Source organism: Nocardia sp. NPDC003726, from assembly GCF_053586955.1.
In genome coordinates this window covers 175,353-200,535 of the sequence record NZ_JBSFNF010000004.1, presented here as the reverse complement: position 1 = coordinate 200,535, position 25,183 = coordinate 175,353, and the positions used below count along the sequence as shown (strand labels likewise).

At 70.8% G+C, this 25,183-nt stretch carries 1 protein-coding gene (running past one end of the window); it reads left to right on the top strand.

Annotation, left to right across the window (positions count from 1 at the left end):
* Window positions 1–377 precede the first annotated feature (377 nt).
* On the top strand, window positions 378–25,183 hold the 5' portion of the coding sequence (locus ACWDMM_RS07440; RefSeq protein WP_449936519.1) for a non-ribosomal peptide synthase/polyketide synthase. The gene runs 18,877 nt beyond the window's last position; 24,806 of the gene's 43,683 nt are visible here — the first part of the coding sequence; it begins with the start codon at window positions 378–380; its stop codon lies beyond the right edge, outside the window.

Below are 25,183 nucleotides of genomic sequence, written 5' to 3'. Positions count from 1 at the left end.
CGCGAAAGTGCCGGTTTGATACGCGGGTGACTCATGTGAGAACCGCAACATCCTCCTGGCAAACCTTTTCCAGGGCGGTAACCAGCACTGATGTTTATCGGCTATGACCGTTGGTTGGTTGCCCGCCGGGGGCGACGGTAGATTGATCCGGTGATTCGCAAAGAAGGTCCCGGCGGAGCCGGTCGGTGGGTGCTGGGCGCGGTCGAGCCCATGTAACGAGCCCGGCCGGTTGGACAGATAGTTCAAATGAACATTTTTTGCCTGATTTGATGTGAGAACTGAACCTGGAGACGCAGGCGCCACGCTCGGATAGGTGGGCGCCCTCTCCGGGTGTGGTCGGGGAGCGCTTGCGTGGTGTTCCGGAAGCGAGGTTACGGTTGGACCGGCTGGATTTCGGCGGAAACGGCGAAACTGGTGGCGAACGGACGGACGCTGGTGCAGGGGTTGACCCCGGCTTGTCCGGCGCTTTCCCGTTGTCCCCTGCTCAGCTGGGTATCTGGTACGCGCAGCATGTCGACCCGCAGGTGCCGGTCAACATCGCGCAGTACGTCGACCTGCGCGGGGAGCTGGACGTCGAGCTGCTCAACCGGGCCAGCATCGACGCCTCGCACGAGCTGGGTTCGGGTTTCCTGCGGATCGTCGAGCGTGACGGCGAGCCGTTGCAGTTCGTCGACCACTCGATCGCCGACTACGACCGGGTCGAGTACGTCGATCTGCGCGCGGAGGCCGATCCGGAGGCCGCCGCGCTGGCGTGGATGCGCGCGGAATACAGCCGCCCGCTCGATCTGACCACCGACCGCCTGATCAAGGCGGCCGCGCTGCAACTGGCCGACGATCACTGGTACTGGTACAGCCGCTCGCACCACATCGCGCTCGACGGCTTCGGCGCCATGACGAACGTCAACCGGATCGCCGAGCTGTACACCGCGTACGCCGAGGGCGTCGAGCCCGCGCCGTCGAAGGCGACGGACCTGCGCACGCTGTTCGAGCAGGAGATCGCCTACCGGGAGAGCTCGCGCTTCACCTCCGACAAGGAGTACTGGGCCCAGCGGGTGGCGGGGCTGGAGGAAGGCACCAGCCTGACCGGCCGCTCCGCGCCGCCCGCGGCGATCAACGGCATCGCCAGCGCGGCGCTGTCGGACGAGCAGAACGCCGCGCTGGACGCGGCGGTCGCGCGACACGATTCCTCGCCCGCCGGGCTGCTGCTGGCCGGCTTCGCGGCGTATCTGGCGCAGTGGAACGGCGTCGAGGACGTCATCCTGAGCCTGCCGGTGACCGCGCGCACCACCGCGGCGATGCGCCGCTCGGGTGGCGCGTCGTCGAACATCGTGCCGCTGCGGTTGCGCGTCGGCCACGACACGACGGTGGCTGAGCTGCTCAAGCAGGTGCAGGTCGAGGTGTCCGGCGCGCTGCGGCACCAGCGCTACCGGCACGAGGACATCCGCCGCGACGCGGCCGGTGACGGCGTGGTGACCACGGAGTTCTTCGGTCCGTGGGTCAACATCATGCTGTTCCACGACGAGATCGCGCTCGGCTCGGTGGTCGGCCAGATGCACGTGCTGTCCACCGGCAGCATCGAGGATCTGGGCGTCAACTTCTACCAGTCGGTCGCGGGCACCCGCTCGCACATCGATTTCGAGACCAACCCCAACCTCTACACCGAGGACGAGGCGCGTCGTCACCACGGCCGCTTCCTGGAGTTCTTCGATCGCTTCCTCGCCGCGGAAGCGGACGCCACGGTATGGGCGCTTCCGGTCACCACCGCCGACGAGCGCGAGCGGACGCTGCTGGAGTGGAACGACTCCGAGCAGGATGTCCCGGACACCACGCTCGCCGCGCTGCTGGACGCGCAGATGGCGCTGACCCCGGACAACGTCGCGCTCGATTTCGAGGGCGCCACGCTCACCTACGCGGAGTTCGACGCGCGGGTCAACCGGCTGGCCCGCTTCCTGATCGCCGACGGCGTCGGCCCCGAGTCGCTGGTCGCGCTGGGCATGCGCCGTTCGCTGGAACTGGTGATCGGCATGCACGCCGTGCTGAAGGCCGGTGGCGCGTACGTGCCGATCGATCCGGACCATCCGGCCGAGCGCACCGCCTACATCCTCGACAGCGCCGCGCCGGTGTGCGTGCTGACGCTGTCGGCCGACGAGCTGGAGCTGCCGGATTCGGTGCGACGGGTGGAGATCGACACCCTGGACACCTCGGCGTACTCCGCCGACCCGGTGACCGACGCCGACCGCCTCGCGCCGTTGCGCCCGGACAACACCGCCTACGTCATCTACACCTCGGGTTCGACCGGTCGCCCCAAGGGCGTCGCGGTCACCCATCACGCGATCGTCAACCAGCAGCTGTGGATGCTCGACGAGTACCGGCTGACCGCGGCGGACGTGTATCTGCAGAAGACCGCGACCACGTTCGACGTGTCGCTGTGGGGCTACTTCCTGCCGTTGCTGGTGGGCGCGAAGCTGGTCATCGCCTCGCCCGACGGGCACCGCGACCCGCTGTACGTGGCGGAGATGATCCAGCGGCACGGGGTGACCGTCACCGACTTCGTCCCGTCCATGCTCACGGTGTTCGTCGCGCACGCCACGCGGGCCCAATGCGCCACGCTGCGGGCGGTTTTCGTGATCGGCGAGGCGTTGCCGCCGGAGACCGCGGCTGGTTTCCGCGCGATCACCGACGCGGGGCTGCACAACCTGTACGGCCCGACCGAGGCCGCGGTCTCGGTGACCTACTGGGAGGCGACGGCCGCCGACACGGTGACCGTGCCGATCGGTATCCCGGAGTGGAACGTCCAGGTCTACGTGCTGGATTCGCGGCTGCGCCCGGCCGCGATCGGCGCGCCGGGCGAACTGTACCTCGGCGGGCGTCAGCTCGCGCGGGGTTACCGCGGCCGTCCCGACCTGACTTCCGACCGCTTCGTCGCGAACCCGCTGTCGACCACCGGTGAGCGGATGTACCGCACCGGCGACCTCGTGCGCTGGAACGAGGCGGGCACGCTGGAATACATCGGCCGCACCGACTTCCAGGTGAAGTTCCGCGGCCAGCGCATCGAGCTCGGCGAGATCGAGACCGATCTGCTCGCCCATCCCGCGGTCAGCCAGGCCGTGGTGCTGGTGGTGGACACCGCGACCGGTCAGCAGTTGGTGGCCTACGTCGTGCCCGCTCCCGGCCATACCGTCGAGCCGGTCGAGCTGACCAGGTTCGCCGCCGAGCAGCTGCCCAGCTACATGGTGCCCGCATCGATCATGGTGCTGGACGCCTTCCCGCTCAACACCAGCGGCAAGCTGGACCGCAAGGCCCTGCCGGAGCCGGTGTTCAGCGCCGACGCCGGTGACTTCCGCGCGCCGCGCACCCAGGCCGAGCAGATCGTGGCGGGCATCTTCGCCGACGTGCTCAGCCAGGACCGCATCGGCATCGACGACAACTTCTTCGACCTCGGCGGCAACTCGCTGGTCGCCACCCAGGTGGTGGCGCGCATCGGCGCCGCGTTCGGCACCCAGATCGGGGTGCGCGCGCTGTTCGAGACCCCGACCGTCGCCGGTATCGCCGCGCGCGCCGAGAACGCCGCTCCCGTGGGCGAATCGCGTCCGCCGCTGGTGGCCCAGCAGTTGCCGGAGCGGGTGCCGCTGTCGCTGGCGCAGCAGCGCATGTGGTTCATCAACCAGTTCGACCCGACCGTGCCGACCTACAACCTGCCGTTCGTGGTGCGGTTGCGCGGTCAGGTGGACCTGGACGCGTTGCAGTCGGCGCTGCTGGACGTGGTGGAGCGACAGCAGTCGCTGCGCACGGTCTTCCCCGAGTCCGGCGACGGCGGCTACCAGCAGGTGCTGCCGGTGGATCAGGTCGATCTCGGCATCGAGGTGCAGCCGATCGACGAGGCCGAACTGCACGGCGCGCTGGCCGAATTCGCCGCGCGCGGGTTCGACGTCTCGCGCGAGCTGCCGATCCGGGTGCGGGTCTTCGCGGTCACCGGCGGGCGCGGCAACGGCGCGGCCGACTACGCGGTGGCGTTCGTGGTGCACCACATCGCGGCCGACGGCTTCTCCTTCGGACCGCTCGCGCGCGACGTGGCCGCCGCCTACCTGTCCCGCGCCGCGGGCGAGGCGCCGAGCTGGGCGCCGCTGCCGGTGCAGTACCAGGACTTCAGCGTCTGGCAGCGTGAACTGCTCGGCGCGGAATCCGATCCCGCGTCCATGGCGGCGCGCGAGATCGCCTACTGGCGCAGGGCGCTGGCGGGCCTGCCGGATCAGCTCGACCTGCCCGCGGACCGCCCGCGTCCGCCGGTGCAGAGCTTCCACGGCAGCCGGGTGAGCTTCGACATCGACGCCGAGCTGCACCGGCGGCTGGTCGCGCTGGCCCGCGCGCAGGGCGTCAGCCTGTTCATGGTCATGCACGCCTCGCTGGCCGTGCTGCTGGCCCGGTTGTCCGGCACCAGCGACATCGCGATCGGCACGCCGGTGGCCGGGCGCGGCGAGCAGGCGCTCGACGACCTGATCGGCATGTTCGTCAACACCCTCGTGCTGCGCTCGGAGGTGGACGGCAGCGAGTCGTTCGCCGAATTCCTCGGCCGCACCAGGGAAACCGACCTCGCCGCGTTCGCGTTCGCGGACGTGCCGTTCGAGCGGCTGGTCGAGGTGCTCAACCCGACCCGCTCGCAGGCGCGCCACCCGCTGTTCCAGGTGATGCTGTCGTTCCAGGAGATGTCGCACGCGACGCTGGAACTGCCCGGTCTCTCGGTCACCGCCGACGAGCTCGAGGTGGACATCGCCAAATTCGACCTGCAGTGGACGGTCACCGAGGAGCGCGGCGCGAACGGCGAGCCCGCGGGCATGGGCGCGGTCATCTCCTTCGCCACCGACCTGTTCGACGCGCCCACCGTCGCCGAATTCGGCCGCCGCTACCTGCGTGTGCTGGAAGCCGCGGTCGCCGCGCCGGGAACCACGGTGCGCGACATCGAGATCCTCGACGAGGCCGAGCGCGCCCGGGTGCTGACCGAGTGGAACCACACTCGCCACGACGTGCCCGCCGCCACCGTGCTCGACCTGTTCGAAGAGCAGGTGCGGGGCAGGCCGGACGATCCGGCCGTGGTGTTCGACGGCGGCTCCCGCGGCGCGGAGGAGTTCGGCGCGCCGGTCGAGCTGACCTACGCCGAGTTCGCCGCGCGAGTGAACAGCCTGGCGCGCAAGCTGATCGAAGCGGGCGTCGGCCCGGAGACGTTGGTCGCCGTCGGCATCCGCCGCTCGGTGGACATGCTGGTGGCGATCTACGCCACGCTGACCGCGGGCGGCGGCTACGTGCCGATCGACCCCGACCACCCGGCCGAGCGCACCGAGTACGTGCTCGACAGTTCCTCGCCGGTGTGCGTGCTTACCACCACCGCCGACAACGTCACCGCCGCGGACATCCCGGTGCTGACGCTGGACACCCTCGACCTGAGCGGGTTCGACGAGGGCCCGGTCACCGACGCGGAGCGCCGCGCCCCGCTGCGCCCGGCGAACACCGCGTACGTGCTCTACACCTCCGGTTCCACCGGCCGCCCCAAGGGCGTCGCGGTCAGCCACGCGTCGGTGGTCAACCAGATCGCCTGGATCACCGCCGAATACCGGATCGGCCCGGCCGACGTGATTCTGCAGAAGACGCCGGTCACCTTCGACGTGTCGGTGTGGGAGCTGTTCGGCACGCTGGCCGTCGGCGCCCGCATGCTGATCGCCGCGCCGGACGGTCATCGCGATCCGATCTACCTCTCGGAGATCATCGGTCGGCACCGGGTCACCATGACCTCGTTCGTGCCGTCCATGCTCTCGGTGTTCGCTGGCGCCGCGGACACCGCCGAATGCGCTTCGCTGCGTGCGGTTCTCGTCGCCGGTGAGGCGCTGCCGCCCGCGACCGTCACCGCGTTCCGGCAGTTCTCCACCGCCGCGGTGCACAACCTGTACGGTCCGACCGAGTTCACCGTGCACGCCACCGCCTGGCACCTCAACGAGGTCGCGCCGACGTCGGTGCCGATCGGCCGCCCGGTGTGGAACGCGCAGACCTACGTGCTCGACGAGGGCCTTGCTCCGGTGCCGGTCGGCGTGCCCGGCGAGTTGTACCTCGGCGGCGTGCAGACCGCCCGCGGTTACCACGGCCGCGCCGACCTGTCCGCGGAACGCTTCGTCGCCGACCCGTTCGGCCCGCCCGGCTCCCGCCTGTACCGCACCGGCGACCTGGTGCGCTGGGTGCGGCCGCGCGATCCCGAAGTGGGCAGCGCCGGTGTGCTGGAGTACATCGGCCGCACCGACTTCCAGGTGAAGTTCCGCGGTCAGCGCATCGAGCTCGGCGAGATCGAGACCGCCCTGCTCGACCACCCGGCCGTCACCCAGGCCGTGGTGCTGGTCATGGAGACCGTCGCGGGTGATCAGCTGGTCGCCTACGTGGTGAGCACCGGCGGCCCGGTCGACATCGACAACATCAAGAACGCCCTGCACCGCACGCTGCCCGCGTACATGGTGCCCTCGGCCATCGTGGTGCTCGAGGCGTTCCCGCTGAACGCCTCCGGCAAGCTGGACCGCAAGGCGCTGCCCGCGCCGGTGTTCGAGGTGCGCGAATTCCGCGCGCCCACCACGCCGATCGAGGAGATCGTCGCGCAGATCTTCGGCGAGGTGCTCGGCATCTCCCGCGTCGGCGTCGACGACGACTTCTTCGAGCTGGGCGGCAACTCGCTGATCGCCACCCAGGTGGCCTCCCGCCTCGGCATCGCGCTGGACACCAGGGTGCCGGTGCGCATGCTGTTCGAGGCGTCCACGGTCGAGGCGCTGGCCGCGCGGGTGGAGTCGCACGCCGGTGACGGCGCGCGCAAGGCGCTGGTCGCCAGGCAGCGCCCGGAGCAGGTGCCGCTGTCGCTGGCGCAGCAGCGCATGTGGTTCCTCAACCGGTTCGACACCTCGTCGGCGGTCAACAACATCCCGGTCGCGATCCGGTTGTCCGGCGATCTGGACATCGCCGCGTTGCAGGTCGCGGTCATCGACGTGATCGACAGGCACGAGTCGCTGCGGACGGTGTTCCCGGAGACCAAGACCGGCCCGGTGCAGGTGGTGCTGGACGCGGCGCAGATCGTGCCGGACCTGACCCCGGTGCCGGTGACCGAGCACAACCTGATCGATCACTTGGTCGAGCTGGCGTCGATGGCGTTCGACGTGACCAGCGAAGTGCCGCTGCACGCGCGGCTGTTCGAGATCAGCGAGACCGAGTACGTGCTCGGCATGGTGGTGCACCACATCTCGGCCGACGGCTGGTCGATGGGCCCGCTGGCCCGCGACGTGATGGTGGCCTACGCCGCGCGCACGTCGTGGGAGGCGCCCGCCTGGTCGGCGCTGCCGGTGCAGTACGCCGACTACGCGCTGTGGCAGCGCGAGGTGCTCGGCTCCGAGGACGACCCGAGTTCGCTGATCTCCAATCAGATCCGGTACTGGACGCGCGAACTGGCCGACCTGCCCGACGAATTGACGCTGCCGTCGGATCGGCCGCGCCCCGCCGTGGCGTCCTACCGCGGCGGCACCTACCCGTTCGTGATCTCCGGCGAGACCCAGCGCGCGCTGATCGAGCTGGGCCGCAAGCACAACGCCTCGCTGTTCATGGTGCTGCACAGCGCGCTGGCGGTGCTGCTGGCGCGCGCGAGCGGCACCAGCGACATCGCGATCGGCACCCCGGTCGCCGGTCGCGGTGAAGCCGCGCTGGACGACCTGATCGGCATGTTCGTCAACACCCTGGTGCTGCGCACCGAGGTGGACGGCGCGATGAGCTTCGCCGACCTGCTCGCCCGCGCCCGCGAGACCGACCTGCACGCGTTCGCGCACGCCGACGTGCCGTTCGAGCGTCTGGTCGAGGTGCTCAACCCGGCGCGCTCGCAGGCGCGCCACCCGCTGTTCCAGGTCATGCTGACCTTCCAGAACACCAGGCAGGCCAGCCTGGAGCTGCCCGGTCTCTCCGTCAACGGCATCGACTACGACGCGCGGCTGGCCAAGTTCGACCTGCAGCTGACGCTGTCGGAGACCCAGGACGAGCAAGGCGATTCGGCGGGCATGTCGGCCGAGTTCTCCTACGCCCTCGATCTTTTCGACGAGCCCACCGTCGCGGCGTTCGCCCGGCGCCTCGACCGCATCCTCGCGGCCGTGACCGCCGACCCGGACGTCCCGATCGGCGACATCGAGTTGCTGGCGTCCGAGGAACGCGCTCGGGTGCTGGTCGATTGGAACGACACCGGACACCCGGTGGATCAGGTCGCGACGCTGGTCTCGCTGTTCGACGCGCAGGCGGCGGCGACGCCGGACGCGATCGCGCTGGACTTCGAGGGCGAGCGGCTGACCTACCGTCAGTTCCAGGAGCGGGCCAACCGCATCGCCCGCCAGCTCATCGGCGCGGGCGTCGGCCCGGAATCGCTGGTGGCGCTGGCGCTGCGGCGTTCCACCGAACTGGTGGTCGCGATGTACGCGGTGGTGCAGACCGGCGCGGCCTATGTGCCGCTGGACCCGGACCAGCCCGCCGAGCGGATCAACTACATCATCGAGACCGCGCGCCCGCGGATGATCCTGTACCGCTCGGCGGACGGATTCGGCCTCGACCCGCAGCCGGAAGTGACCGCGCTGTCGGTGGAGGGCATCGAGGGCGTGCCCGGGTTCGCCGAGACCAGCGGCGCGCCGATCACCGACGCCGAGCGCACGCGCCCGCTGCGGCCGGAGAACACCGCGTACGTGATCTTCACCTCCGGTTCCACCGGTCGTCCGAAGGGCGTGGCGGTCAGCCACGCCGCGATCGTGAACCGGCTGCTGTGGATGCAGCACGAGTATCCGATCGGCCGCGACGACGCGGTGCTGCAGAAGACGCCCGCCACGTTCGACGTGTCGGTGTGGGAGTTCTTCTGGCCGTTGCAGACCGGCGCAAGGCTGGTCGTCGCGCGCCCGGACGGTCACCGCGACCCGGTGTACCTGTCCCAGATCATCGCCGAGAAGCAGATCACCACGGCGCATTTCGTGCCGTCCATGCTGTCGGTGTTCGTCTCCACGCTGGGCAACGAGAACGGCGACGGACTGCCGTCGCCGCGGCTGCGGCAGGTCTTCGCCTCCGGCGAGGCGCTGCCCGCGCAGACCGCGCAGCGTTTGCGCGAGCTGACCGGCGCGCGCCTGCACAACTTGTACGGCCCGACCGAGGCCGCCGTCGACGTGACCTATCACGAGGCGACGGACGCCGACACGGTGTCGGTGCCGATCGGACGCCCGGTGTGGAACACCCGCGTCTTCGTGCTCGACAGCCGCCTGCACCCGGTCGCGCCGGGTGTCGCGGGTGAGCTGTATCTCGCGGGCGAACAGCTGGCGCTGGGCTACCTCGGCCGCACCGACCTGACCGCCGACCGGTTCGTGGCCAACCCCTACGGCGCGCCGGGCGAGCGGATGTACCGCACCGGCGACCTGGTGGCCTGGACGCCGCACGGCGAGCTGGACTACCTGGGCCGCACCGACTTCCAGGTGAAGCTGCGCGGTCTGCGCATCGAGCTGGGCGAGATCGAGGCCGCGCTGCTGGCGCAGCCCGGGATCGCGCAGGCGGTGGTCGTGCTGCGCTCCGACGCGCACGCCGGCGACCAGCTGGTGGGTTACCTGGTCTGCGAACCGTATGTGGCCGTCGACATCGACGAGGTGAAGACCGCGCTGGCCGGGGCGCTGCCCGGCTACATGGTCCCGGCCGCGCTGGTCGTGCTGGACGCCTTCCCGGTCAACGCCTCCGGCAAGCTGGATCGCAAGGCGCTGCCCGCGCCGGTGTTCGAGGCCAGGGTGTTCCGCGCGCCGTCGACTCCGATCGAGGAGATCGTCGCGGAGATCTTCGCCGACCTGCTCGGCGTGCCGCGCGTCGGCGTGGACGACGACTTCTTCGAGCTCGGCGGCAACTCGCTGGTCGCAACGCAGGTGGTCGCCCGGGTCAGCGCCGCGCTGAACACCGAGGTCGGCGTGCGTGTGCTGTTCGAGGCGCCGACCGTCGGCGCGCTCGCCGCGCGGATCGAGTCGCACGCGGGAAGCGGTGCGCGCCAGGCGCTCACGGCACAGGTGCGTCCCGAGCACCCGCCGCTGTCGCTGGCGCAGCAGCGCATGTGGTTCCTCAACCGCTTCGACGCCGACTCCGCCGCGAACAATATCCCGGCCGCGGTGCGGCTGGAAGGCGCGCTGGATCTGGACGCGCTGCGCGGAGCGATCGCCGACGTGGTCGGCCGCCACGAATCGCTGCGGACCATCTACCCGTCCCGCGACGGTGTGGCCTACCAGCGCGTGCTGAACGCCACCAGGGCGATCCCCGAACTCGACGTGGTCGAGGTGGCCGAGGGCCAATTGCTGGGCGTGCTCTACGAGTTCGTCGAGCGCGGTTTCGACGTGACCACCCAGCCGCCGGTGCGCCTGCGCGCCTACCGGCTCGCCCCCGACGACTACGTGCTGGTCGTCGTGGTGCACCACATCGCCGCGGACGGCTTCTCCATGCGTCCGCTGGTCCGCGACCTGATGACCGCCTACGTGGCGCGCACCTCCGCGGCCGAGCCCGGCTGGCCGCCGCTGGCGGTGCAGTACGTGGACTTCGCGCTGTGGCAGCGCGACACGCTCGGCTCCGAGGAGGACCCGACCTCGCTGATCTCCGAGCAGCTCGACTACTGGCGCGAAACGCTGGCCGGACTGCCCGACGAACTGCGCCTGGCCGGTCGCCCGCGCCCCGCGGTCGCCTCCTACGGTGCGGGCACCTACCGGTTCCGCGTGCCGGGCGAGCTGATCGAGGACCTGAACCGGGTCGCGCAGACGCACGGCAGCACGCTGTTCATGGTGGTGCACGGCGCGTTCGCCGCCCTGCTGGCGCGGTTGAGCGGCTCCGAGGACATCGCCATCGGCATCCCGGTCGCCGGTCGTGGCGAGCAGGCGCTCGACGATCTGGTCGGCATGTTCGTCAACACCTTGGTGCTGCGCGCTCAGGTGGACACCGCCGAGTCGTTCGCCGAGCTGCTCGGCCGGGTCCGCGAACGCGACCTGCAGGCGTTCGCGCACGCCGACGTGCCGTTCGAGCGGCTGGTCGAGGTGCTCAACCCGGCGCGCTCGCAGGCGCGCCACCCGCTGTTCCAGGTGATGCTGTCGTTCCAGAACCTCGGCCGCACCGCGCTGGAGCTGCCCGGTCTCACCGTCTCCGAGCTGGGCATCGACCAGCCGACGGCGAAGTTCGACCTGCAGCTCACGCTCAGCGAGGTCCCCGGCGCGGAGACGGCGATGGACGCCGAACTCGTCTACGCCACCGATCTTTTCGACGGGGTGTTCGCCGGGACGTTCGCCGAGCGCTTCGTGCGCGTGCTGCGCGGCATCGCCGCCGATCCGTCGGTCACCGTCGGCGACATCGATCTGCTCGACGACGCCGAGCGGGCCCTGGTCATCGAGCGGTGGAACGCCACCGAATTCGCGGTCGACGCCGCGCTCACCTCGCCGGTCGGCGACGCCGCCGCGACGCTGGTCTCGCTGTTCGAAGCCCAGGTCGCGCGGACCCCGGACAGTCCCGCCGTGACGTTCGAGGGGACAAGTCTCTCCTACGCCGAGTTCGCCCGCCGGGTCCACCAGCTTGCGCGCTGGCTGAAGGTCAACGGCGTCGGGCCGGAATCGTATGTGGCGCTGGGCATGCGCCGCTCGATCGACCTGGTGGTCGGCATGTACGCGGTGAACGCCGCGGGCGGCGCGTACGTGCCGCTGGATCCGGACCATCCGGCCGAGCGCATCGACTACATCCTGGAGACCGCGCGCCCGGTGTGCGTGCTGACCTCCGGTTCCGATCTGGAGACCACCGTCTCCCGCCAGGTGCGCATCGATCAGCTCGACCTGTCGGAGTTCTCCGACCAGCCGCTGACCGACGCCGACCGGCACAAGCCGCTGCGTCCGGCCAACACCGCGTACGTGATCTTCACCTCCGGTTCGACCGGCCGCCCGAAGGGCGTCGCGGTCTCGCACGCCGCGATCGTCAACCGTCTGGTGTGGATGCACGCCGAGTACGGCTTGGCGGCCTACGACGTGGTGTTGCAGAAGACGCCCGCGACCTTCGACGTGTCGGTGTGGGAGTTCTTCTGGCCGTTGCAGGTCGGCGCGCGCCTGGTGGTGGCCAAGCCGGACGGGCATCGCGATCCCGCGTACCTGGCGCGGCTGATCGTCGACGAGCAGGTCACCACGGTGCACTTCGTGCCGTCGATGCTGTCGGTGTTCGTCGCCGAGGAGCGTGCGGCCGAATGCACCAGCCTGCGCAACGTTTTCGCCTCCGGTGAGGCGCTGCCCGCGGTGACCGCGCAGAAGCTGCGCGAGCTGACCGGCGCGCGGCTGCACAACCTGTACGGCCCCACCGAGGCCGCGGTCGATGTCACCTTCCACGAGGTGACCGACCACGACACCGTGTCGGTGCCGATCGGCGCCCCGGTGTTCAACACCCAGGTGTACGTGCTGGATTCGCGGCTGCGGCCGGTTCCGGTCGGCGTGCCCGGCGAGCTGTACCTCGCGGGCGCGCAGCTGGCGCACGGCTATGTGGGCCGCCCCGACCTGACCACCGAACGTTTCGTGGCCAACCCGTTCGGCGACGCCGAGCGGATGTACCGCACCGGCGACCTGGTGGCCTGGACCGAAGACGGTGAGCTGGAGTACCTGGGCCGCACCGACTTCCAGGTGAAGGTGCGCGGTCTGCGCATCGAGCTCGGCGAGATCGAGTCGGCGCTCACGGCGCTGGATTCGGTGGCGCAAGCGGTGGTCGTGGTGCGCACCGACGAGCGGACGGGTGACCAACTGGTCGCCTACTTGGTGACGGACCCGGACCGGGTGGTGGACGTCGAGTCGGTCAAGGCCGAACTCGGCGCGCGGCTGCCCGGGTACATGGTGCCCGCGGCCTACGTGGTGCTCGACGAGTTCCCGCTGAACGCTTCCGGCAAGCTGGATCGCAAGGCGCTGCCGGAGCCGGTGTTCGAGGCCAAGGTGTTCCGCGCGGCCACGACGCCGGTGCAGGAGATCGTGGCCGAGACCTTCGCCGAGGTGCTCGGCGTGGAGCGGGTCGGCCTGGACGACGACTTCTTCGAACTCGGCGGCAACTCGCTGGTCGCCACCCAGGTGGCGGCGCGGCTGGGCGAGGCGCTGAACACGCAGGTCCCGGTGCGCACACTGTTCGAGGCGTCGACCGTGGCCGCGCTGGCGGCGAAGGTGGAATCCGTCGCGGACGAGGGCGGCCGCACGCCGCTGGTGGCGCGGGAGCGGCCCGAGCTGGTGCCGTTGTCGCTCGCGCAGCAGCGGATGTGGTTCCTCAACCGGTTCGACAACCGCACCGCGGTGAACAACATCCCGGTCGCGCTGCGGCTGACCGGTGCGCTGGACGTCGCCGCGCTGGGCGCGGCCATCGGTGACGTGCTCGCGCGGCACGAGGCGCTGCGCACCATCTACCCCGAGGTGGAGGGCACCGGGTATCAGCGCGTGCTCCCGGCAGGCGAGGTCGGCTTCGACCTGGTCGCCGAGCCGGTCGCCGCGGAGGAACTGCCCGCGCGGATCGTCGAGCTGGCGAGCGTCGGTTTCGACGTGACCGCCGAGATCCCGTTCCGAGCGAGCCTGCTGTCGCTGTCGGCGACCGAGCACGTCGCGGTGCTGGTGATGCATCACATCAGCGCGGACGGCTTCTCGCTGCGGCCGTTGCTGCGCGATGTCGTGCTCGCCTACACCGAGCGCGCTCGCGGCGAGGTTCCCTCGTGGGCCCCGCTGGAGGTGCAGTACGCCGACTACGCGCTGTGGCAGCGCGAGGTGCTCGGCGCCGAGGACGACGCGGACTCCGTGGCGGCCAGGCAGATCGCCTACTGGACCGAGCAGCTGCGTGACCTGCCCGACCAGATCGAGCTGCCCGCCGATCGGCCCCGGCCCGAGATCGCCTCGAACGCAGGCGGCACGCACGACTTCGCGGTGGACGCGCAGGTGCACGAAGCGCTGGCGGAGCTGGCGCGCGCTCGCGGCGTGACGCTGTTCATGGTGGTGCACGCCGCGCTGGCGGTGTGGGCGGGCCGGTTGTCGGGCAGCACCGACATCGCGATCGGCACGCCGATCGCGGGCCGTGGTGAACGCGCGCTCGACGACGTGGTGGGCATGTTCGTCAACACGCTCGTGCTGCGCAGCCAGGTGGAGCCGGGCGCGGGCTTCGACGAGCTGCTCGAGCAGGTGCGCCGCACCGATCTGGCCGCGTTCGCCAACGCCGACGTGCCGTTCGAGCGGCTGGTGGACGTGCTCAGCCCGGCGCGCTCGCAGGCGCACCATCCGCTGTTCCAGGTCGCGCTGACCTTCGAGGCGGCCTCGGCGGCCGATCTGGGTGCGGTCGCGCTGCCCGGCGGCCTCGAGGTCGCCGCGGTCGAATTCGACCCCGGGACCGCGAAATTCGATGTGCAGCTCACCGTGGGCGAGGCCGCCGACGGCGGGCTGACGCTGTCGTGGAACTACGCCACCGAACTGTTCGATCCCGAGACGGTGGCCGCGTTCGCCGATCGTTTCGTGCGCATCCTGCGCGGCGTCGCCGAGGATCCGCGAGTCGTGATCGGCGACATCGATCTGCTCGGCGAGGGCGAGCGGCTGGACGTCGCCCAGCGCTGGGTGTCGTCGGGCTCCGAGAGCGTCGCGGGCCTGTTCGCCGATCCGGACATCACCCTGGTCGGATTGTTCGACGCGGCCGTGGCCGCGCACCCGCACCGCGTGGCCGCCCGCTTCGGCGTGGAGACGCTGACCTACGCCGAGCTGGACCGGCGCGCGAATGTGCTGGCGCGCAGGCTGATCAGCGACGGCGCCGGGCCGGAGACGCTGGTCGCGGTGATCCTGCCGCGCTCGCTGGACCTGGTGGTCGCGCTGCTGGCCGTGGTGAAGACCGGCGCGGGTTACGTGCCGGTCGACCCGACCTACCCGGCCGAGCGCATCGCCTACGTGCTCGCCGATTCCCGGCCGACCAGCGTGGTGCTCGACTCCACGGTGCAGGTCGAGGTGCCCGCCGGGCTGCCGTCGGTCGTGCTGGACGGGTTCGCGGTGGAGACCGGCAACATCGAGGACGCCGACGACGCCCCGATCACCAACGCCGACCGCAACTCCGCGCTCACGCCGGACAACGTCGCGTACGTGATCTACACCTCCGGCTCGACCGGCCGCCCGAAGGGCGTCGCGGTCGCGCACCGGAACGTGGTGCGGCTGTTCGCCAACACCGACCGCGACTTCGGTTTCGGCCCCGAGGACGTGTGGACGCTGTTCCACAGCTACGCCTTCGACTTCTCGGTGTGGGAGCTGTGGGGTCCGCTGCTGTTCGGCGGCACCCTCGTGGTGGTCGACTACTACACCTCGCGCTCGCCGGAGCAGTTCCTGGAACTGCTGCGCGCCGAACGCGTCACGGTGCTCAACCAGACCCCGTCGGCGTTCTACCAGCTGGCCGAAGCCGACCGGAACGCCGCGGCCGACGCCGCGCCGCTGGCGCTGCGGTACGTGGTGTTCGGCGGTGAGGCGCTGGAGCTGCGCAGGCTGTCGGAGTGGGTGGCGCGCCACGGCGACGGCACCGGTGCCTCCACCGGGCCGCTGCTGGTCAACATGTACGGCATCACCGAGACCACGGTGCACGTGTCCTACCGCGCGCTGGACGCCGCGACCATCGCCGCCGCCTCCGGCAGCGTGGTCGGCCGCGCCATCGCCGGGCTGCGGGTGTACGTGCTCGACAGCAGGCTGCGCCCGGTGCCGGTCGGCGTCGCGGGTGAGATGTACGTGGCAGGCCCGCAATTGGCGCGCGGCTACCTCGGACGCCCCGACCTGTCGGCGACCCGTTTCGTCGCCGACCCGATGGGCGACACGCCGGGTGGGCGACTGTATCGCTCCGGCGACCTCGCCCGCTGGAACCGCTTCGGCGAGCTCGAGTACCTGGGCCGCGCCGACGATCAGGTGAAGGTGCGCGGTTTCCGCATCGAGCTCGGCGAGATCGAATCCGCGATCCTGGCCCAGCCCGGCATCGCCCAGGCCGCGGTCATCGTGCGCGAGGACCAGCCCGGCGATCAGCGGATCGTCGCGTACGTGGTGTCCGAGCCGGGCGCCGAGCCCGCGCTGGACGCGGTGCGCGACGGCGCGGCCGCGCAGCTGCCCGCCTACATGGTGCCCTCGGCCGTGGTGCGGCTGGAGTGGATCCCGCTGACGGTCAACGGGAAACTGGACCGTCGTGCGCTGCCCGCCCCGACCGCGCAGTCCCGTGCGTTCCGCGCGCCGGTCACCCCGGTGCAGGAGACCGTGGCGGCGGTGTTCGCCGACGTGCTCGGCCTGGACCGGGTCGGCGTGGACGACGACTTCTTCGACCTCGGCGGCAACTCGCTGATCGCCACCAGGGTCGTCGCCCGCATCGGCTCCGCGCTCGGCACGACCGTCGCGGTGCGCACCCTGTTCGAGGCCTCGACGGTGGAAGCGCTCGCCGCGCGGGTGGAATCGCACGCCGACGGCGCGGCGCGGGCTCGTCTCGTCGCCCGCGAGCGCGCGGCGGGCGAACTGGTGCCGCTGTCGTTCGCGCAGCAGCGCATGTGGTTCCTGAACAAATACGACACCTCCTCGGCGGCCTACAACCTGCCGATCGCCATCCGGCTCACCGGCGCGCTGGACGTGGAGGCGCTGCGGTTGGCGGTGGCCGATGTGGTGCGCAGGCACGAATCGCTGCGCACCCGCTACCCCGAGCACGGCGGCACCCCGGTCCAGGTGATCGTGCCCGCCGAGGACATCGCGCTGGATCTGCATCCCGAGCCGGTCGATCCGGCGCGGCTGATCGAGACCGTCACCGAGTTCGTCACCACCGGCTTCGATGTGGCCGAACAGGTTCCGCTGCGCACCCGGCTCTACGCGGCCGGCCCGGACGAGCACGTGCTCGTCGTCGTGGTGCACCACATCGCGGCCGACGGCTTCTCGATGGGCCCGCTGACCCGCGACGTGATGGCCGCCTACACCGCGCGCAGCACCGGCAGCGCCCCCGGTTGGGCGCCACTGGCGGTGCAGTACGCCGACTTCGCGGTCTGGCAGCGCGAGATCCTGGGCTCGGAAGACGATCCCGATTCGCTGCTGGCGAAGCAGGTCGCCTACTGGCGGCACGCCCTCGACGACATCCCCGACGAGCTGGCCCTGCCCACCGACCGCCCGCGGCCTGCCGTCGCCTCGCACCGCGGCGCGACGCTGCACCGCGAGCTGTCCGGTGACCTGGTCGCCGCGCTGGAGGAGATCGCGCGGCAGCGCGGCGCGTCGCTGTTCATGGTGATGCACGGCGCGCTGGCGGTGCTGCTGGCGCGGCTGTCCGGCAGCGACGACGTCGCGGTCGGCACGCCGGTCGCAGGACGTGGCGAGGCCGCGCTGGACGACCTGGTCGGCATGTTCGTCAACACGCTGGTACTGCGCACGGGCATCGCGCCGGGCGAGTCGTTCGCCGATCTGCTCGACCGGGTGCGCCGCACCGACCTGGACGCCTACGGCAACGCCGACGTGCCGTTCGAGCGGCTGGTGGAACTGCTCGCGCCGGAGCGCTCGCAGGCCCGCAACCCGCTGTTCCAGGTGATGCTGGCGTTCCAGAACCTGGAGCGCACCACCCTCGAGCTGCCCGGCCTCTCGGTGTCCGCGCTGGACCTGGAAGAGAACGTCGCGCGCTTCGACTTGCAGTTCACCCTCGCCGAGCGCGGCGAAACCGGTTCCGGCGCCATGGCGCTGGCGCTGACCTACGCCACCGAGCTGTTCGACGAGACCACAGCGGCGGCCATCGTGGACCGCTGGGAGCGTGTGCTCGCGGCGGTGGCGGCCGATCCGTCGGTGACCGTCGGCGCGATCGACGTGCTCGACGCCGCCGAGCGCGCCGACCTGGTCGCGCGCACCGGCGCCCCCGCCACACCCGCGCGGACGCTGCCCGACCTGATCGCCGAGGCCGCCGCCATGAATCCCGAAGCGCCCGCCGTGGTGTTCCAGGGGAGAAGTGTGTCCTACGGCGAGCTGGACGCGCGGTCGAACCGCCTGGCCCGCTTGCTGATCGAGCGCGGCATCGGCACCGAGGATCTGGTGGCGGTCGCCGTGCCGCGATCGGACGAGTCGTACTTCGCCGAGTGGGCGGTGTCGAAGTCCGGTGGCGCGTTCGTGCCGATCGACCCGACCTATCCGGCCGACCGCATCGCGCACATGGTCACCGACTCCGGCTCCCCGATCGGTCTGACCGTGGCGTCGGTGCGCGCCGAGCTGCCCGAGTCGGTCGAGTGGCTGGTGCTCGACGAGCTGGATCTCGACGGGTTCGACGCCGCCGCGATCACCGACGCCGACCGGGTGCGCCCGGTGCGGCCGGAGCACCCGGCCTACGTCATCTACACCTCCGGTTCCACCGGCGTGCCCAAGGGCGTCGTGGTCACCCACGCGGGCCTTGCCAACTTCCGCGACGAGCAGAACGAGCGCTACGACGTCGATTCCGACACGCGCGCACTGCATTTCGCCTCGCCCAGCTTCGACGCATCGATCCTGGAATTCCTGCTGGCGATCGGTCGCGGCGGCGCGCTCGTGGTCTGCCCGCCCGGCGTGTACGGCGGCGAGGAACTGTCCGAGCTGATCCGCGCCGAGCGGGTCACGCACGCCTTCATCACCCCATCGGTGCTCGCCTCGCTGGATTCGGCCGCGCTGGCCGGGATGCGGGTGATCGTTGCGGGCGGCGAGGCGGTGCCCGCCGATCTGGTCGCCAAGTGGGGTGGCGCTCCCGACGGTTCTGGCCGCCGTTTCCACAACGGTTACGGTCCGACCGAGACCACGATCATGACCAACATCAGCGACGCGCTCACGCCGGGCGACCGGGTCACCATCGGTGGCCCGACCCGTGGCATGCAGTCGCTGATCCTGGACGCCCAGCTCAGGCCCGTTCCGGTGGGTGTCGCAGGTGAGCTGTATCTGTCGGGCGTCCAGCTGGCGCGCGGCTACCACGCCCGCCCCGGCCTGTCGGCGGAGCGTTTCGTCGCCAACCCGTACGTGCCCGGAGCGCGGATGTACCGCACCGGTGACGTGGTGCGCTGGACCCGGGTCGGGCACTCCGCAGGCTCCGCGCCCGTTGGAGGAGTCGAGTCGCTTGTCGTCGAATACGTAGGCCGCTCCGACTTCCAGGTGAAGGTCCGCGGTTTCCGCATCGAACTCGGCGAGATCGACGCCGCGCTGGCCTCGCACGAGACCGTCGACTTCGCCGTCACCGTCGGCCACAAGAGCGCCGCGGGCGCGGTGTCGCTGGTGTCGTACGTCGTTGCCGCGCAAGGACAGTCGATCGACGTGGCGGCGCTGACCGCGCACGTCGAGGAGCGCCTGCCCGCCTACATGGTGCCCTCGTCGATCATGGTGATCGACCACGTGCCGCTCACCCCGGTGGGCAAGCTGGACCGCAAGGCGTTGCCGGAGCCGGTGTTCGCGACCGAGGTCGTGTTCCGCGCGGCGCGCACCCCGCTCGAGCAGACCATCGCGGAAGTGTTCGCCGAGGTGCTTGGCGTGGAGCGGGTCGGCGTGGACGACTCCTTCTTCGCGCTCGGCGGCGACAGCATCGTCTCCATCCAGCTGGTGTCGCGGGCCAAGGCGCGCGGCGTGGTGTTCACCCCGCGGCACGTCTTCGAGCAGCGCACGGTGGCGGGTCTGGCGTCGGTCGCCGAGACCACCGAGGCGGCCGAGGCGTCGGCGACGACGCTGGCCGAGCCGCCGGGCGGAGGCGTCGGCGTCATGCCGCTGACGCCGGTGGTGCGGTTCATGGCCGAGCGGCGCGGCTCGTTCGGCCGGTTCAACCAGACGCTGGCGCTGGAACTGCCGGTCGGCATCGACCGCGCGGGCATCGCCGCGACGGTCGGCGCTGTCATCGATCGCCACGACATGCTGCGCGCGAGCCTGCGCCGCGACGGTGACGACTGGGTCGTCGAGACCGCCGCGCCGGGCACGGTCGAGGTGGATGCGCTGATCGACCGCACCGAGTTCGCCGCGGGCGTCACCGACGTCGAACTGGTCGAGATCGCCTCGGCCGCGCTGGACGAGTCGCTGGACCGGCTCGATCCGGCCGCCGGCGTGGTCATCCGGTTCGTCTGGCTCGAGCCCGACTCCGCCGAGCGCGCCGGACGCCTGATCGTCGTCGCCCACCACTTGGTGGTGGACGGCGTCTCCTGGCGCATCCTGGTGCCGGACTTCGTCACCGCGTGGGGGCAGCGCACCGCCGGGCAGACGCCCGAGCTGGTGGCTCCGGCCACGTCGATGCGCGCCTGGGCGCACGCGCTGGAGCGCGAGGCGGCCAGCCCGGAGCGGGTGGCCGAACTCGACTACTGGCGTTCGGTGGTCGCTACCGCCGATCCGCTGCTGACCGAGCGTCCGATGGACCCGGCCGTCGACACCTCCGGCGTCATCGCCAAGCATCAGGTCGAGGTGTCCGCCGAGGTCACCAAGGCGCTGCTCACCACGGTTCCGGCGCTGTTCCACGGCGGTGTGAACGACGGTCTGCTCACCGCGCTGGCGCTGGCCACCGCCAAGTGGCGGGCGCGCCGGGTGGCCGCGGACGCCGGGGACGCGCTGCTGCTGCGCCTAGAGGGTCACGGCCGCGAGGAAGACGTGGTGCCCGGTGCGGATCTGTCGCGCACCGTCGGCTGGTTCACCGCGATCTACCCGGTCGCCTTCGACCTGTCCGGCATCGACGTGGACGCCGCGTTCACCGGCGGCCCCGCGCTGGGCGCGACCCTGAAGGCGGTCAAGGAACAACTGCTCGCGGTGCCGGACAAAGGCATCGGCTACGGACTGCTGCGCTACCTGAACGCCGAGACCGCGGCCGAGCTGCCGCGCGAACTGCCCGGTCAGGTGAGCTTCAACTACCTCGGTCGCGTCTCCGAGGGCGACGTGCCGGAGTCGCTGCGCGGCTTCGGCTGGATTCCCGCGCCGGAACTCGGCGCGCTGGGCGGCGCCTACGACGCGGACATGCCCGCGATGGCGCCGCTGGACGTGAACGCGATCGTGGTGGGCGACAAGCTGACCGCGAACATCGGCTACCCGTCCACCCTGCTGTCGGCCGACGACGTGCGCGAGTTCGGCGAGCTGTGGACCGCCGCGCTGGAAGCCGTGGCCCGGCATGCCAATTCGGCGGGCGTGGGTGGGCACACCCCGTCGGACTTCACGCTCGTGCGCAGCACCCAGCGGGATATCGACGTCTGGGAGCGGCGCTTCCCGGCGCTGGCCGACGTGTGGCCGCTGTCGGCGCTGCAGGCCGGTCTGCTGTTCCACGCCCGCCTCGCGGCGAGCTCGGTGGATGTGTACACCGCCCAGGCGGTGCTGACGCTCACCGGCCGGGTGGACGCCGCCCGGTTGCGCGCGGCCGCGCAGGCGCTGGTGGACCGCTATGAGAACCTACGCACCGCGTTCGTCACCGACCACGACGGCAACCCGGTGCAGATCGTGCTGGACAGCGTCCGGGTGGCGTGGGCCGAGCACGACCGGATCGAATCCGGTTCGGCCGAAGACCTGATCGAGGCCGACCGCATGCGCCGGTTCGACCTGGCCGAGCCGCCGCTGATCCGCTTCACGCTGATCCAGGTGGCAGACTCTTCGGCGGAAGGAGGGGCCCGCTGGCAGTTCGTGGTGTCCAACCACCACATCCTGCTCGACGGCTGGTCGATGCCGCTGCTCATGCGGGATCTGCTGGTGCTCTACGCCGCGCACGCGGACGTCTCCGCGCTGCCCGCGGTGCGGTCCTACCGCCACTTCCTGGACTGGACCCGGCAGCAGGATCACGCGGCGTCGCTGGCCGCGTGGGCGCGCGCGCTGCGTGGCGTCGGCGAGCCGACCCTGCTGGCGCGGCCGGACGCCGGTCGCGAGATCACCTCGCTGTCCGGCGAGTACTTCTTCGAGCTGGACGAGGCGACCACCGCGCGGCTGACCGCGCTGGCCGGCTCGCTGGGCGTCACGCCGAACACGGTGCTGCAGACCGCCTGGGGCATCCTCGTCGGCCGCATGACCAGCCGTGACGACGTGCTGTTCGGCACCACCGTCTCCGGTCGTCCCGCGCAGCTGTCCGGCGTGGAGGCGATGGTCGGCCTGTTCATCAACACCGTGCCGGTGCGGGTGCGTTTCGACTCGTCGGAATCGGTGCGCGACCTGCTGACGCGGACCCAGGGCGAGCAGGCCGATCTGCTCGACCACCACTACGTGGGCCTGGCCGACATCCAAGCGGTCGCGGGCATCGGCGGCCTGTTCGACACCCTGGTGGTGTTCGAGTCCTACCCGGTCGACGCCGCGGGCTTGCAGGCGCAGGCGGCGGATATCGACGGCATGGCCGTGGTCGGCCTGGACGCGGCCGACGCCACGCACTACCCGCTGACCTTGATCGCGCAGCTGGATTCGCGGTTGCGGGTGCGCGCGGGCTACCTGCGCGACCTGTTCGACGAGCAAACGGTGCGCCGCATCGCCGACCGCCTGATCCGGGTGCTGACCGCGATCACCGCCGAGCCCGACGCGGTCGTCGGCGACATCGAGTTGCTGGATGCCGCCGAGCGCGAGCTGGTGGTGTCGGGCTGGAACGACACCGCGCACCCGGTGGACAACACCGGCGCGACTCTGGTCTCGATGTTCTACGACCAGGTCGAACGCACTCCGGACGCGACCGCGATCACGTTCGAGGGGACAAGTCTGTCCTACGCCGAGTTCTCCTGGCGGGTGAACCAGCTGGCGCGCTGGCTGATCGCGCGCGGCGTCGGCGCGGAATCGTATGTGGCGCTGGGTATGCGCCGCTCGATCGATCTGGTGGTCGGCATGTACGCCGTCGCCGTGGCCGGTGGCTCGTACGTGCCGCTGGACCCGGATCACCCGGCCGAGCGCACCGAGTACATCCTCGCCACGGCCGATCCGGTGTGTGTGCTGACCTCCGGCAGCGATCTGGACATCGATACCGCGCAGGTGCGGATCGATCTGCTCGATCTGAAGGGCCTGTCCGAGGCGCCGGTCACCGACGCGGACCGTCGTGCGCCGCTGCGTCCGTCGAATACCGCCTACGTGATCTTCACGTCGGGTTCGACGGGTCGTCCGAAGGGTGTCGCGGTTCCGCATTCGGCGATCGTCAACCGCCTGGTGTGGATGCAGACTGCCTACCGGTTGACCGGTGCTGATGTGGTGTTGCAGAAGACGCCCGCGACGTTCGATGTGTCGGTGTGGGAGTTCTTCTGGCCGTTGCAGATCGGTGCGCGGTTGGTGGTGGCGAAGCCGGATGGGCATCGTGACCCGGCCTATCTGGCTGAGGTCATCAGCGCCGAGCGGGTGACGGTCACCCATTTCGTGCCGTCGATGCTGGCGGTGTTCGTCGCGGATGCCGCTGCGGCGCAGTGTGGTTCGTTGCGGTTGGTGTTCGCTTCGGGTGAGGCGTTGCCGCCCAAGCCCGCGCATCGTTTGCGGGAGTTGACCGGTGCGTCCTTGCACAACTTGTACGGTCCGACCGAAGCGGCGGTCGACGTCACTTTCCACGAGGTCGTGGATGCCGATGTCGAGACGGTGCCGATCGGTGCTCCGGTGTTCAACACGCAGGTGTTCGTGCTGGATGCGCGGTTGCGCCCGGTTCCCGTGGGTGTCGCGGGTGAGCTGTACCTCGCGGGCGTTCAGCTCGCCCGTGGCTATGTCGCGCGCCCGGATCTGACGAGTGACCGGTTCGTCGCGAACCCGTTCGGTGAGCCGGGTGCGCGGATGTACCGCACGGGTGACTTGGTGGCGTGGACCGAGCACGGTGAGCTCGAGTACTTGGGCCGTACCGATTTCCAGGTGAAGTTGCGTGGTCTGCGTATCGAGCTCGGCGAGATCGAACAGGCGCTGACCGGCTTGGACGAAATCGCTCAAGCCGTCGTCGTGGTGCGCTCCGACCCGCACGCGGGCGACCAGCTGGTGGCCTACGTCATCCCCGCGCCGGACGCCGCGCTGGACACCGACCTGGTCCGCGAGGACCTGGGCCGTCAGCTGCCCGCCTACATGGTGCCGTCGATCGTGATGACGCTCGACGAATTCCCGCTCAACGCCTCCGGCAAGCTGGACCGCAAGGCGCTGCCCGCGCCGGTGTTCGAGGCCGCGGTGTTCCGCGCCCCGACCACGCCGGTCGAGGAGATCGTCGCCGCCACCTTCGCCGACGTGCTCGGCCTCGAGCGGGTCGGCCTGGACGACGATTTCTTCGCCCTCGGCGGCAACTCGCTGTCGGCCACCCAGGTCGCGGCCAGGCTGTCGGCCGCGCTGGACACCGATCTCGGCGTGCGCGAGCTGTTCGAGGCCTCCACCGTGGTCGCGCTGGCGGCGCGCGCGGAGACCAAGGCGGGCGCGGGCGGCCGTGCGCCGCTGGCGCCGCAGCAGCGGCCCGAGCTGGTGCCGCTGTCGCTTGCCCAGCAGCGCATGTGGTTCCTCAACCGCTTCGACCCCGACTCGGCGGTGGACAACATCCCGGCCGCGGTGCGGCTGTCGGGCCTGCTGGACCGGCAGGCGCTGCAGATCGCCGTCGCCGACGTGCTGGCCCGCCACGAGTCGCTGCGCACCTTCTACCCCGAGGTGGACGGCGCCGCGCATCAGCAGATCGTGGCCACGGCCAAGGTCATCCCGGACCTGACGCCGATCGACGTCACCGAAGCCGAACTGCCCGAGCGCCTTTCGCAGCTGATCGGCACGGCCTTCGACGTCACCGCCGAGGTGCCCTTCCGCGCCAGGCTGTTCGAGATCAGCCCCACCGAGCACGTGCTCGCCCTGGTGGTGCACCACATCTCGGCCGACGGTTTCTCCATGGGCCCGCTGACCCGCGACGTGATGACCGCCTACGGCGCCCGCGTCGACGGCGGCGAACCGGCCTGGCGTCCGCTGGAGGTCCAGTACGCCGACTTCGCGCTGTGGCAGCGCCAAGTGCTCGGCGCCGAGGACGATCCGGCTTCGGTGATCTCCGAACAGATCTCGTTCTGGTCGGACACGCTGCGCGGGGTGCCCGAGCAGCTGGACCTGCCGTCGGACCGGCCGCGTCCCGCGGTGGCCTCCGGCCGCGGCGCCACGCACGTCTTCGAGATCGACGCGCAGACCCACGCCCAGCTCACCGAACTCGCCCGCACCAGGGGCGCGACGCTGTTCATGGTCGCGCACACCGCGCTGGCCGTGCTGCTGTC